Consider the following 14121-nt stretch of genomic DNA (forward strand, 5'->3'; position numbering starts at 1 on the left):
GCAAGCAGACAACGCGCCATCCTCGCTCGGAAAGCGCTGAATTCAGCCTTGACTGGCGCCGTCCTCCCACAAAACGGGACCGGTGTGAACGTCCGCACCGGAGGCATCGTCCGCAGACGTTTCGTCCAGCGGCCCCGCCACCACGCCCTCGCTCAACAGACGGGCGATCTGAGCATCGAGATATCCCAGATCTCGCAGGATTTCGTTCGTGTGCGCGCCGGCCAAAGGTAACGGGCGGCGCGCAGTGAAGCGCTGCCCCGCCATGGTGATCGGCAGCAGTGGCACCTGCGTGTGCTCGCCATCCTCCGTGACCAGATCGCCCAGCCCGCCACTGGCGAGCAAATGCGGATCGTCGAACAACGTCTGTGGCGTTGCGATCGGCGCGAACGGCAAACCGTGACGCTCAAACGCGGCCGCGAGATAACCGGCGTCGAATCCCTGCATCATCTCGCGCAGCAGGGGCAGCAGCCAGTCGCGTGCCAGCACCCGGTCGTTGTTCGTCGCGAGCCGTGCATCGTCGGCCAGATCGTGACGGCCGAACACGTCGCAGAAAATTCGCCATTGGGTGTCGCTCACGACTGCGAGAAAGATCTGCACCCCATCGCGCGCCGTGAACACGTCGTACACGCCCCAGGCCGACACGCGCGCAGGCATCGGATCGGGCGCCACGCCCGTCACGGCATACTGCTGCATGTGCTGCGCCGCGAGCAGCACGCAGTTCTCGAACAGCGCTCCCTGAACTTCCTGTCCGCGTCCGGTCGTCTTGCGCTCGTACAACGCCGCCAGCGCAGCGAGTGCACCGAACACGCCACCCATGATGTCGTTGACCGATGCGCCCGCCCGCAGGGGCTGCCCGGGCAGCCCCGTCATGTAGGCCAGCCCCGCCATCATCTGCACCACCTCGTCGAGCGCCGTGCGTGCAGCGTAGGGTCCCGGCAAAAAGCCTTTGAGCGAGACGTAGACAAGCGCCGGGTTCAGACGCGACAACGTCGCATAGTCCAACCCGAGCTGGCGCATTCGCCCGGGCTTGAAGTTCTCTGTCAACACGTCGGCCGTGCTGACCAGCCGCAGAATCAGTTCGCGACCCTCTGGCCGAGTGACGTCCACGGCAAGACTGCGCTTGTTCCGATTGAATGCACGGAAAAAGCCCGCGCCCGTGCCCAGCAGACGCCGCGTCGCGTCGCCACCCACGGGTTCCACCTTGATGACGTCGGCACCCAGATCGCCGAGGACCATGCCGCACGCAGGACCCATCACCATATGGGAAAACTCCACAACGCGAATGCCTTGCAACGGCGTCGGCACCGCAGGAGATTCATCCAGCATCGGCTACCCTCCCGAACCTGCTCGCGACGCTTCGCCACACGGCCGGCCCGGCGTGCTTACGGCATGCGAAACGAATCCGTCGCGTCGTAGTTGATCGAAGCCGACGATGTACCCCGCCAAGGCACTCGCCGCCACGGTAGCCGGACTGCCCAGCCACATCTGTCCCGGACCGGAACGTCCGGGGAAATTCCGGTTCTGAGCGCTGATGACCACTTCCCCCGCCGCACGGGAGACGCCCGGCCCCGCATTCACACACGCGCCGCACCCCGGCGAGAGCATCGTCACGCCAGCGGCCTTGAATACCTCGGCATAGCCTTGCGCCTCGCACCACGCACGCACGTCTTCACTGCCGTATTGCAGGTAGAAGCGCACACGCTCGGCTACGCGATGCCCGTGAGACAGTCCCCACGCGAGCACGTCGTGACAGGCCTGCAGATCGTCGCGCTTGCTGCCCGTACACGATCCGCCATAAGCGATATCGATGGGCACGACCCCCGTCATATCGGCAAGCGCCACCCCGTTGCCCGGGTCACCCGGACTCGCCACCATCGCCCCAAGACGCGAGCAATCGATCTCGATGACATGGGCGTAGGACGCCTGCGCATCGCTGGTCATCCACGGCGCTAGCGAGACGTCGATGCCACGCCGCTCGCGCAAATAGCGAACCGTCTCGACGTCGGGCACGATCAGCCCGGTCAGCCCGCCAATTTCGGCGACCATATTGGTGAGCGTCGCCCGCTCGTCGGTCGACAGATGAGCCACCGCCTCGCCGGCGAATTCGATGATCTGGCCAATGGCGCGGCCGTCTCGGATGTACGGCAGATGCAGCAGATGCAACGCCAGATCCTTCGCCCCTACGCCTGCCGGCAACTGCGAGCGCAGATGCACAAGACAGGTGCCGGGGACGGTCAGGCGTGCATCGCCCGTGAGCCACGCGTTCGCCATTTCAGTCGCGCCAACGCCGAACGCAAAGGCACCGACAGCGCCGCAATGCGGGGTGTGCGAATCGGTGCCAACGATCACCTGCCCCGGCAACGCATAGCGTTCGAGCATCAGCGCATGGCAGATGCCTTCCGAGCCGCCACCGGGCGCTCGCCCATGAAGCCGCAGATCGTGCTGCGCACAGAATTCCCGCTGCACCGCCCCCAAACGTCTTGCTGCGTCAACCAGCGGCGGCGGGCGGCTGCCGTCGGCAGAGACCGCGTCGAGATGGGTGAGGTGGTCCTCGAAGCAAAGCATCGACGCCGGATCGTGCAATGCCGGCACCTCATCGCCGAAGGCATGGCGCAGGAAACTCACGGCCATCGGTGTCACGTACTCATGGGAGAAGCGCCAATCGGCAGGCACGAACACGGCGTCGCCCGCCCGCACACGCGCTACGCCGAGCGCGTGTGCGATGAGTTTCTCGCCGTAGGTCATCGCCCCCGCCGGGTGCTCGGGACGCGGTGGCACGGTATCCCCCGACAGACGCCGCCGCGTGTAGCCGAACAACCCGCCACTGCGCACGATGGCTTCGGCCAACGGATCGCAGTCTTCGAGGAAGGCTTCCATCGGCACCGCCTCTCCCGCCTGCAAACGCTCGGCCAGCGCCAGGTCGGTCGACATCAACAATCCGAGGTTCTGGCAGTTCTGCGCGTAGATCCGCTCGAAACTCTCTGCAATCACGACACGGATGCCAGCACACCATTCGGCAAATGGACTTGCCTCTCGCGACGATCCCTTGCCCCGGCGCAGTCCGGCGACCGAGAGGGCGAAGCCGCCTTCGCGCACCGCTTTCGGTCTGACGGGAAACACGCCGGCAGGATCTACCGCGTCTTCACTGCATCGCAAGCCGACATAAACGTAGTCGCCCAACGTCTCGTCGAACGCCAGACACGCCCATGCGGGCGTCATCTCGTCGGTGGAAATCTGGTCGCGCAGGGGCCCGGCCTCGGCACGCGTCAGTGACTCGCCCGCCAGTTGCCGGGTCATGGCCTCGGCACGCTCGCTCAACCACAGCACGCGTCCGTTCAATTGCACGGTGGCTTGCATGAGATCGCTCCTCGAATGTTCCCGCATGGGTTCACCCGTTTCGATCGCAAGTTCCGTGCCGAACTGTCATGCGGCAACCTGGAAAAAGTGAAGTCATGAGGTCCAAACGCGCGTTCGTCGGCAGATGTTCAGGGGTACTGCCGATTCGCTTGTATCGCGAATGCGTTGGTCCACGTATCGCCCAGCCGGATCTGCGACGGCTTGACTTCGGGAGTGAACGATGCGAGCGCCTTGAGCGCCGTGGCAGGACCGTCGGCGGGCATCATGCCGTCCGGCGAAAATGCCTCGCGACAGTTGGCGAAGGCTTTCAGATAGAGCGTCTTGTCGCCCAACAGATAGGGTTCCGGCACCGTTTTCAGGAGGTCGGCGGCGGAGGCATGCTGAAGCCACTTGTCCGCCCGCACGATAGCGTTGGCCAACGCCTGCACCGTATGCGGATTTTTCTGGATAAAGCTTTGGGGTGCGTACATCACGGCGGCCGGCATCGGCCCGCCGAACATGGCGCGGGTGCCCGCCTGCGTGCGCGTGTCGACAAGCACCTTGAGATCGCCAGACTCCTGCAGCAGCGTCATCATCGGATCGACGTTCGAGACGGCATCGACCTGTCCGCCGCGGGCGGCAGCGACGACCGTTGCGTTGCTCCCGACGCCGACGATCGACACGTCGGCCGGCTTGAGCCCGACTTTCGCGAGCGCGACGTTCACAAGCATGTGCGTGCTCGATCCGGGCGCACTGACACCGATGCGCATGCCCTTCAGATCCTTGACCGACTTGACCTCACCGGCCTTGGCCTTCACCACCCCGAGCACGAGTTGCGGTGCGGCGCCCAGTACGGCAAACGCCTGATAGGTCAGCCCCTTGGTCTGCATCAGCAGCGTGTGTTCGAAGGCACCGGTGCCGACGTCGGCACTCCCGCCGACCACGGCCTGCAGTGCTTTCGAGCCACCGGCGAAATCGTCGATGGTCACGTCGAGGCCTTCGTCCTTGAAATAACCGAGTTGTTCGGCGATGGTCAGCGGCAGGTAATAGAGGCCAGGCTTTCCGCCTACGGCAATCGTGACCTTCGTCTTTTCGAGCGGCTGTGCGGGAGCGGCAGACGCCCCGGCGCTCAGGCTCAATGCCACCAGGCCCAGCGCAATCAACGTGAGAACGAGAATCAAGCGTCCCACGGCATCGCGCACACGGCGCGCTTCGGCATGTGTCATCGCGTGTCTCCTCCCGCACGAAGCGGGACACAGGCGCGCTCCGGCTCGTCGGCCGGAATCGCTATCGGCCCCCCAAGCATCCACTGCCCCCGATGCTGCGACAAGCTGTGTTTCGGCATGCCAGACATCGCCGATTGCGATGCTTGCGGCAGCGCTACGCATCAGGCGTTACCCGCTGTTACGTTACGGGCGCACAAATGGTCGACCAGCATGCGCGACGCGACCGGCAAAGCATCGTACCGGCGCACACATACGACCAGACGCCGCTGCGCCCACGGATCGGTGAGCGGCACAATGCGCAACGCCTCTCCGTCGGTGACCTGCGAATAGATGCCGACGGCTTCGCGCGGCGCAATCGCGAGTCCGAGGTTCGCGCGCACCATGCGGCACACGGCTTCGAAGGTCGAGACATGGATACGGAATTTGACCGTCTTGCCCTGCTCGGCGGCCAGGCGTCGCAGCACGGTATACATGGCGCTGTCCGGATGCACACCGATCTGATCGAAATCGAGTGTCTCGATGAACGCGAGTTGCTCCGCACAGGCCAGCGGGTGTTCACGGTGCAGCACGGTCACAATCTGGTCGTGCCGGTAGGGAAAGACTTCGACGTCGCGGGTATCGACCGCGTCCCAGCAAATGCCGATGTCGGTCGCGCCATCGGCCACCCCCCGCACCACCTGCGCGCTGGTGTGCTCTTCGAGGTCGACCTTCACCCCTTCGTGGCGACGCAGGAACGCGCCGAGTTCATCGGGCAATGTTTCGACAATCGAGGAAACGTTGGCGAAGATGCGGATGTGACCACGCACGCCGCTGGTGTACTCGGACAAATCGCCCTGCATCTTCTCGAGACTGCGCAGGACATTGCGCGCGTGGTGCAACAGGGCTTCGCCTGCCGGGGTGGCCCGCACGCCCCATTTGTGGCGCTGGAGAAGCGCCGATCCGACAAGGGATTCGAGGTCGTTGATGCGCTTGCTGACCGCCGAGGGCGCGATGAATTCGCGCTCGGCGGCGCGGGCAATGCTGCTCTCTTCGCAAACGGCGACGAACAGTCGCAGCGAGACAAGATCGATCCGCCATAGCGCCATGCCTATCTCCCGAAGGCACTGCATTGACAGCGATTTTGCGGCGCGTGTAGCAAAAACGCCACTCGCGACCACCCCTGACGACACCGGAAAACAACACCGAATCACCCATGAACGCTCGTGAACCATCATGAATGACTGTCGGCGAACGCAAAATCCGGGAAAACGGTGGTTCGACGACTCAGAGGGAGAACGGTCAGGCGCCGAATGACACGAATCTGACTTCAAGCCGACAGGTTACACGCTGCCATCGGACGTCGGGCGTCCGTTTCAAGTGCCTGCGCCGGTCCCTCCCAGGACAACCGCTAGCGTATCGCTCCCGCCAGCAGAACGGCATTCCAGCCACCGTCCGCCGTGTCGAACGATACCTCGGGCGATGGTGCCGACGCCAAGGCCATGAACAGCCAACATTTGCAAATGACGATCGCAATCATTTTGTTGCCGCTCAGTCATCCCGGTTTCGTTGCCGGGTCTGTTTTGACTATAGTGCGGCGCTATCGGGGCGGCAACCATCAACCCCTTCAAGAGACAACGCCATTGACAAAACTGTCGCGTTTCAGGCACGTCGAGCCATGGCGCGCGCCAGTACGAGCACCGGCAGCAGCCCCACCAGCACCAGCGTCAGGGCAGGCACCGCGGCCTCGGCGAGGCGCTCGTCGGCGGCGAGATGGCTGGTGACGACCGCCAGCGTATCCATATTGAAGGGCCGCAGGGCAAGCGTCGCCGGCAGTTCTTTCATGACATCGACGAATACAAGCAGCGCGGCGCTCAGCACGCTGCCGCGCAGCAGCGGCAGATGCACCCGGCGCAGCATCGACCAGCCCCCCACACCAAGACTGCGCGCGCTGGCGTCGAGATTCGGGGCGATGCGTCCGAAGCCGGCGTCCACACTTTGCAATGCCGCCGGCAGGAATCGCACGACATAGGCATAGATCAGCACACCTCCGGTCCCGGCGAGCACCAGCCCCTTGGCGCCGAATGCGCTGCCAAGCCAGCTATCGAGAGACAGCACAGGGGTGAGAATGCCCAGCGCGATGACCGCACCCGGGATGGCATAGCCGACACCGACCAGCCGCACGGCGATGCGCGTCACGCGCCCTGGCGCCAGTCGCTGTGCATAACCCAGCACGATCGCGAAGGCACTCGCGACCAGCGCCGCCACGCCCGCCAGACGCACGGTGTTGTACACCCATTCCCCGTAGCGGGGCCAGGGCACCTGATCCAGCTCCGAAACGGCGAGTCGCAGCATGATCAGTACGGGCAGCACAAAGCCGACGACGAGCGGCAATGCACACGCGAGCGTGGCCCATGCCGCCCTTGCACCATGCAGTCGGGTTCGGCGCGAGGTCGTCGGGGCGCGTCCGGGCGCGCCGTAGTACCGCAGTCGCGCGCGGCTGCGCGCTTCGGCAATCAGCAGAACGAGCACAGTGAACAGCAAACATGCGGAGAGTTGCGCGGCGGCCACCCGGTCGCCCATCGACAACCATGCACGGTAGATGCCGGTCGTGAATGTCGGCACCCCGAAGTAGGCGACCGCCCCATAATCGGCCAGCGTCTCCATGAGAACGAGCGCCACGCCCGCGACCAGCGCCGGACGCGCCAGCGGCAAGGCCACGCGCACGAACGCCTGCAAGGGCGTGCACCCGAGCGTGCGCGCGGCCTCGAAGACGCGCTGGCTGTGCTCCAGAAATGCCGTGCGCGCCAATAAATAGACGTAGGGATAAAAGGCCCCGGCGAACACCCACGCCGCGCCGTACCACGAGCGCACCTCGGGAAACCACGTCACACGCTCGACCGCCAGCAGCTTGCGCAGTGCGCTCTGGACCGGCCCGGCGAACTGAAGGAAGTCGGTATAGGCGTAGGCCGTCACGTAGGCGGGCATCGCGAGCGGCAGGATCAGCGCCCACTCGAGCAGGCGTCGCCCGGGAAACGCATAGTGCACGACCAGCCAGGCGCTCGCCACCCCGGCAACGAGTACGCCGACGCTCACCGCCAGCGAGATACGCAGCGAGTTGAGGGCATATTCGGGCAGCACCGTGTCGAGCATATGGGCGAGGACGGCACGCGTGTCCGCGTCTCCGGCGCCCAGCGCCGCCACGATACCGAACATCGGCACGAGCACGATCAGTGCCGGGATCCACGCCACCAGCCGCCACGCCCCCACCCCGGAGAGACGGCCCCTGCCACCGCCTCGGGCACGTCTGCGAGCGTCGCCGACTTCGCCGGCGAGGCCGGATGCGCGACCTGCGGGCAGCGTTTGCGTCGTCCCGGCCACGGCGGCGGACGTGATCAGGCCCTCGGCCGGATCGCTCGCCCCGGAGAACGCATCGAGGGAAACGGGATCAGTGGCGGCGCGTGACGGAGGCGTCGATGACATTGGCAAATCGTGGCGGGTAGCGGTGAATGAGTGGGCGAACCAGCGAATCGGGCGGCTGAGAACACGTCGGTGACGGCAGGTGGCCGTGCGCCTGACGTCGTCGCAGGGAACCGGCAGACATTCACCGGTCTAAAACGTTGTAAATTATACGCATTCGCGATTGGGACTCTGACGCGGCCGGTCGCAGAAAGTGCCCGGTTACCGGGCAAAGCCACCGATACGCTTGCGTCGATCCGATGTTTCACCCCGTTTTCGTTGATGCGCCAGCGTCGACACACCCCACGCCACCCACGCCGATGCCCCTGCCTTATCTGCTGCTCGACCACATCTCCGTGAATTACGACACCGCCGGCCACGTCCACACGGCCGTTCGCGACCTGTCGCTATCGCTCGCACGCGGCGAGATCGGCTGCCTGCTCGGTCCGTCCGGCTGCGGCAAGACGACGGTGCTGCGTGCCGTGTGCGGTTTCGAGCCACTGGCAGGCGGTCGTATCGTGCTCGACGCGCACGAAGTCGCCAACGCGCAGTTGAACGAACCGCCGGAGCGTCGTCACGTTGGCGTGGTGTTTCAGGACTACGCGTTGTTCCCGCATCTGAACGTCGCCCAGAACATCGGGTTCGGCCTCGGGCGCATGGGGCGTACGGAGCGTCAGGAGCGGGTGGCGACGCTTGCCGAACGTGTCGGTCTGGCAGGCGCATTGCGCAAGTATCCGCACGAACTCTCCGGCGGTCAGCAGCAGCGCGTGGCGCTGGCCCGTGCGCTGGCCCCCTCGCCCGCCCTGTTGTTGCTCGATGAGCCGTTCTCGAATCTCGACCTCGATTTGCGCGAACGGCTCGCCGTGGAGGTGCGCGAAATCATCAAGGCGAGCGGCGCGACGGCGATTCTCGTCACGCACGATCAGCATGAAGCCTTCGCAATGGCCGATCGCATCGGCGTGATGCATGCGGGCGCGATTGCCCAGTGGTCGCCCGCGCGGGAGTTGTGGCGCGCGCCCGCCAACCGGGTGGTCGCCGACTTCATTGGACGCGGTGCGCTGATTCCGGGCACGTTCCGAGGAAACGCCGACGGCGGTGGCATCTCGCTCGAACTCGGGGAGCTTGCCGTCTCGCCGGCATTGGCAGACAAATTGCTGCGCGCCGCCGCGAAAGACGCCTATCCGGTGAACGTCGACGTGCTCCTGCGTGCCGACGACATTGCACATGACCCCGCCAGCCCATTTGAAGCCACGCTTGTGCGGCGGGCGTTCCGGGGCGCGGACCAGCTTTACACGCTGCGTCTGGCATCGGGTCAGGAGGTCATCGCACGCGTTGACGGCGAGCTCACGCACGAGGCGGGCGAACGCGTGGGGCTGCGCCTGACAGTGCGGCATCCGGTAGCGTTCGCGGCCAGTTCCGCCCCGGTCTGACGCACCGGCAGCGCACCGTCACTCAGAGGCTGGTAAAATCCGGCAAAACGGATGGGCCTATGAAACAGTACCTCGACTTCATGCGCCATGTACTCGAACATGGCACAGACAAGACCGACCGCACGGGCACGGGCACGCGCTCGGTGTTCGGCTATCAGATGCGCTTCGACCTGCAGGAAGGATTCCCGCTCGTCACGACGAAGAAAGTGCATATCAAGTCCATCGTGCATGAACTCCTGTGGTTTCTGCAGGGCAGCACGAACGTGGGCTATCTGCAGGAAAACGGCGTGTCCATCTGGAACGAATGGGCCGATGCCGACGGTGAACTCGGTCCGGTCTACGGCGCCCAATGGCGCTCGTGGCCGACGCCCGACGGCGGTCACATCGACCAGATCACGCAACTCGTCGACCAGATTCGCACCACACCGGATTCGCGCCGTCTGATCGTCTCCGCATGGAACGTGGGCGAGATCCCGCGCATGGCGCTGCCGCCGTGCCACGCGTTCTTCCAGTTCTATGTGGCCGACGGCAAGCTGTCGTGCCAGCTTTATCAGCGCAGCGCGGATATCTTCCTCGGCGTGCCGTTCAATATCGCGAGCTATGCACTGCTCACGCACATGATGGCGCAGCAGACCGGGCTGGATGTCGGTGACTTCGTGTGGACAGGCGGCGACTGCCATCTGTACAACAACCATCTGGAACAGGTCGCCACGCAACTCGAGCGCGAGCCGTTCCCGCTGCCAAAGCTCGAAATCGTGCGCAAGCCCGATTCGATTTTCGATTACCGTTTCGAAGACTTCCAGATCGTCGGGTACGAAGCGCATCCGCATATCAAGGCACCGGTGGCCGTATGACGACGCTGACACTGGTCGTCGCCCGCGCCAAGAACGGCGTGATCGGGCGCGACAATCAATTGCCGTGGCGTTTGCCGGAAGATCTTGCCCACTTCAAACGCACCACACTCGGCAAGCCGGTCGTGATGGGACGCAAGACCTATGACTCGATCGGCCGACCGCTGCCGGGACGCCGCAACATCGTGGTGTCGCGCAATCCGGATCTGAAGATCGACGGTTGTGACGTCGCCGGCTCACTCGTCGATGCGATGCGGCTGTGCGTTGGAGTGGAGGAAATTTGTCTGATTGGCGGCGCGCAGTTGTACGCCGAAGCGCTGGCGAGCGCCGACAAGGTGATCGTCACGGAAATCGCGAAAGCCTTCGAGGGCGACGCGCATTTCCCCGATCTGCCCGCCGCGCAGTGGCGAGAGACGGCCCGCGAGACGCATCACTCACCCGCGCCGAACGACTTCGACTACGCGTTCGTGACCTACGAGCGCGTTTGATTCGCTGCCCTCCCCACCGCCCTGCGGTGGCGTTTCCACGGACACATACACCCGGTCACGGCCAAGGCGTTTGGCCGTGTACAACGCCTCGTCGGCCAGCGCGATCAACCGTTCCGGCGTATCCGTGGCATCCCCCTGCCGGGGAACGTGTGTCGCACACCCCACGCTGACCGTGACAACGCCGAGGGGCCCCGGTGCGGGCTTCGCCAGCGCCCGGACACTCTCCGTCACGCGCGTTGCGACGAATTGCGCGCCGTTCACGCCGGTGTCCGGCAACACGATCACGAACTCTTCCCCACCGTAACGCGCCACGATATCCACCGGCCGATGCGTCGCCCGCATGATGGCAAGCGCCACATGCTCAAGGCACTCGTCACCCACCGGGTGGCCATACTGGTCGTTGTAACGTTTGAAGTTGTCTACGTCGACCATCAGCAGCGATAGCGGCTGCCCCGAGCGACGTGCCTGCTCAAAGTCGCGCGGAAACCGGTCGTTGAAGTAACGGCGATTGAAAATACCGGTGAGCGCGTCGCGGTTGCTGTATTCGATCAGTCGCAGGTGCGCCCGGGTAAGCTCCCGGTACAGACGCGTCACTTCCCATACCAACACGCAAACCAGCAACCCCGGCGCCGACATACTGAACAGTCGCGCCAGATACCAGCCCAGCGAGAACCGCACGGTACTCATCAGACTGAGCATGGTGTCCGTCACGCACGCTAGGACAGCCAACGCCATCCACAGATCGAGCACGGTGCGCAGACGGCCGATCGTGAGCACCGCCCCCAGCGCAACGAGATTCACCACGAGCAACACCATGCCCGCCCCCCGTGCGGAGAAATCACCCGGTGCAGTGGCCGGCGACAGCGCCGGCGGCAACTGCACCGCCAGTACCGTCATGCAGAGCAACACCCCCACAATCAAGGGCAGGCCGACGAATCCCCATAGCGCGCGCGCCGTCGGCGGCATTTGCGTCACGGATTGCGGCGCGAAAATGCGCCGGGAGATCATGGCGGCGAGCACCAACACCGGAAATCCGGCGTGCCAGATCGCCCAGATCCAGCCGGATGTCGTGGGAAACGCACCGAATAACCCCTGCGGTGAGAACAAGCCCGGGTACGTTAACAATTGCATCGCAACCGTCAACGCCGTAAAGGCATAGGCCCCTGAGAGCCATCCGAACACCGGCAAACGGCTCACCTGAAACTGCGCCGCCAGCAGGAACGACGCGATCGCCGCCGTGGTGAACACCGTCAACCCACACATGGGCAGGAAGGGGGCAACCGCAGGCAACACCGTCGTTGCCTGCGGTGCCGCCAATGTCAGAGCGGCAAGGATCGCAATCGCCAGACAGCCGGCAAATGCCCGCTGCCCTCGCGATGCCCGCGCCATCAAAAAACCGTCCATGTCATCCCTTTCGGTTTTTGAAGTCTCTTGCGGACCTCTCTGTCTCCGGCCATTTCGACACGCCGTAGCCAATTTCCTGGAGCCAATTAACCGCAGCATGCACCAATTCCCGCCCTCTGCCAATGTGCCTTCTCGCCCGCTTTCTTGTCCTCTCGTTGTTGCCTTGATTCCGGCCTTTATACTGACTTTTACGTCGGTTATCCCGAAACCTTTACACCTCCCCCCCAGACGGATCGGGGCCCCTTTCCGCCTCTCAGACATAAACCCAACTCGCTGCAGAAAGGGGCCCCGATCCGTCTCCGCCTACGCTCTCGGAATACCCCCCACCATGCAAAACGGCGTCGACCAGTTATCGTCAGATAACCCGTCGACGCCGCATTCGTTACGTCTTCCGCCCCGGTTACCCCCTTACGGGGCCGGGCTTTTCTTTCTCTCGACGTCAACCGCCCAGGTACGCCTCCAGAACTCTCGGATTGCCCAGCAGGCTGCGTCCTGTGTCCTCCAACACGACCTTACCCGTTTCGAGCACGTAACCGTGTTGCGCGATTTTCAACGCCTGACGCACGTTCTGCTCCACCAGGAAAATCGTTAAACCGTCTGCGTTGATTTCCTTCAATGTGCTGAAAATGCCCTGCACAATGATCGGCGCCAAGCCCATCGACGGCTCATCCAGCAACAACAAACGCGGACGCGCCATCAACGCGCGACCAATCGCCAGCATCTGCTGCTCACCGCCCGACAAATTGCCCGCCATCTGGTCAATTCGCTCCGCCAAGCGCGGGAAACGATCGAGCACCTTGTCCAGATCCGGTTTCACGTTTTGCTTGTCTCTACGCGTGTAGGCACCCAGCTCGAGGTTTTCTCGGACCGACATCGTCGTGAGCGTGGCACGGCCCTCTGCGACCTGTACCAGACCGCGCTGCACGATCTTGTTCGGCGCCAGACCACCGATCTCTTCGCCCTGGAAAAGAATCGAGCCAGCCTGCTTTTTGATCAGGCCCGACAGCGCCAGCAGCGTCGTCGATTTGCCCGCGCCATTGGCCCCCACAAGAGATGTGATCTCGTGCTCGCGCAACGAAAAATCGACGCCCTTCACCGCCTCGATATGCCCATAGGCCACTTTCAGGCCCTTCACTTCAAGCAACGCGCTCATGCCTTGTCCTCCGCGCCAACCGCAAGCGCGGCCGTATCGTCGTCATCATCGCGACCAAGATAGGCCTCGATGACCTGCGGGTTGTGCTTGATCTCGTCGGGCTTACCTTCGGCAATGATGCGACCGAAGTTCAATACCGCGATGCGTTCGCACAGACCCATCACGAAACGCATGTCGTGCTCGATCATGAAGATCGTGTAACCGCGCGCCTTGATGTTTTCGATCTCGCTCATGAGATCGACCTTCTCGCCTGTGTTCATGCCCGCCACCGGTTCGTCGAGCAGCAACAGCTTGGGCTCGGTCGCCAGCGCACGCGCCAGCTCGAGCTTGCGCTGGTCGCCATACGAGAGGTTGTCGGCGATGTCGTATGCCTTGTGGTCGAGCTTCACCCACGACAGCAATTCATGAGCGCGCTCACGCGAACGCTTCTCCATCTCGCGAAAACCGGGCAACGAGAGCAGCAGACCTGCCGGGCCGTAGGAAAGATGCCGATGCATACCGACCACCACGTTCTCGATCAACGTCATCTCCTTGAAGATGCGGATGTTCTGGAACGTGCGGGCAATACCTCGCTGCGTGATCTTGTGCGGCTTCTGCCCCACCAGACTCTCGCCGTCGAACGTAATGCTGCCGCCGGTCGGCTGCAACAGGCCGGTGATGAGGTTGAAGACAGTCGTCTTACCCGCACCGTTCGGGCCGATCAGACCGAAGATGGTGCCCTGCGGCACCTCGATGTTCACGTCCTGCAGAACGTGCAATCCACCGAATCGTTTGGAAATATTGGAAAGCTTGAGCATG

The 14121-nt window shown here is 63.8% G+C and carries 11 protein-coding genes; 3 read left to right on the forward strand and 8 right to left on the reverse strand.

The features are described from left to right. Nucleotides 1-42 precede the first annotated feature (42 nt). From PI93_RS18985 to PI93_RS19005, 5 genes are all read right to left on the reverse strand, one after another. Complete coding sequence (locus PI93_RS18985; RefSeq protein WP_039369198.1) at nt 43-1326, reverse strand: CaiB/BaiF CoA transferase family protein; 1284 nt, start codon at nt 1324-1326, stop codon at nt 43-45. A gap of 3 nt (nt 1327-1329) precedes the next feature. Then, nucleotides 1330-3357: an aconitase family protein gene (locus PI93_RS18990; RefSeq protein ID WP_039369201.1), complete on the reverse strand. Its 2028-nt coding sequence runs from the start codon at nt 3355-3357 to the stop codon at nt 1330-1332. 128 nt (nt 3358-3485) lie between these two features. Further along, nucleotides 3486-4562, reverse strand: coding sequence for an ABC transporter substrate-binding protein (locus PI93_RS18995; protein ID WP_080759129.1), 1077 nt, complete (start codon nt 4560-4562; stop codon nt 3486-3488). 161 nt (nt 4563-4723) lie between these two features. Next, nucleotides 4724-5647 carry a LysR family transcriptional regulator gene (locus PI93_RS19000; RefSeq protein ID WP_039369205.1) on the reverse strand — a complete coding sequence of 308 codons (924 nt, stop codon included), beginning with the start codon at nt 5645-5647 and terminating at the stop codon, nt 4724-4726. A 553-nt stretch (nt 5648-6200) separates the two neighbouring features. Then, nucleotides 6201-8021 carry an ABC transporter permease gene (locus tag PI93_RS19005; protein WP_236105794.1) on the reverse strand — a complete coding sequence of 607 codons (1821 nt, stop codon included), beginning with the start codon at nt 8019-8021 and terminating at the stop codon, nt 6201-6203. Between the two features lie 296 nt (nt 8022-8317). Here PI93_RS19005 and PI93_RS19010 point away from each other — a divergent pair, with 296 nt between their 5' ends. Genes PI93_RS19010 through PI93_RS19020 form a run of 3 tightly spaced genes read left to right on the forward strand, consistent with a single transcriptional unit; the run spans nt 8318 to nt 10766 of the window. Next, nucleotides 8318-9427, forward strand: coding sequence for an ABC transporter ATP-binding protein (locus PI93_RS19010; protein ID WP_039369207.1), 1110 nt, complete (start codon nt 8318-8320; stop codon nt 9425-9427). A gap of 59 nt (nt 9428-9486) precedes the next feature. Further along, nucleotides 9487-10281, forward strand: coding sequence for a thymidylate synthase (locus PI93_RS19015; RefSeq protein ID WP_039369210.1), 795 nt, complete (start codon nt 9487-9489; stop codon nt 10279-10281). Further along, the gene (locus PI93_RS19020) at nt 10278-10766 is read left to right on the forward strand and encodes a dihydrofolate reductase (protein WP_039369212.1); all 489 of its coding nucleotides are present in this window, start codon (nt 10278-10280) and stop codon (nt 10764-10766) included. The genes PI93_RS19015 and PI93_RS19020 overlap by 4 nt, the downstream gene beginning before the upstream one ends. Here the strand turns inward: PI93_RS19020 and PI93_RS19025 are convergent. From PI93_RS19025 to PI93_RS19035, 3 genes are all read right to left on the reverse strand, one after another. Further along, nucleotides 10713-12170: a sensor domain-containing diguanylate cyclase gene (locus tag PI93_RS19025; RefSeq protein ID WP_080759130.1), complete on the reverse strand. Its 1458-nt coding sequence runs from the start codon at nt 12168-12170 to the stop codon at nt 10713-10715. The genes PI93_RS19020 and PI93_RS19025 overlap by 54 nt on opposite strands. A 439-nt stretch (nt 12171-12609) precedes the next feature. Further along, nucleotides 12610-13323 (reverse strand): ABC transporter ATP-binding protein, encoded by a 714-nt coding sequence (locus PI93_RS19030; RefSeq protein ID WP_039369215.1) that lies wholly within the window; start codon nt 13321-13323, stop codon nt 12610-12612. Then, nucleotides 13320-14120, reverse strand: coding sequence for an ABC transporter ATP-binding protein (locus PI93_RS19035; RefSeq protein ID WP_039369218.1), 801 nt, complete (start codon nt 14118-14120; stop codon nt 13320-13322). The genes PI93_RS19030 and PI93_RS19035 overlap by 4 nt, the downstream gene beginning before the upstream one ends. Between the last annotated feature and the right edge of the window lies 1 nt (nt 14121).

It is taken from the genome of Pandoraea fibrosis (assembly GCF_000807775.2).
Lineage (GTDB): Bacteria > Pseudomonadota > Gammaproteobacteria > Burkholderiales > Burkholderiaceae > Pandoraea > Pandoraea fibrosis.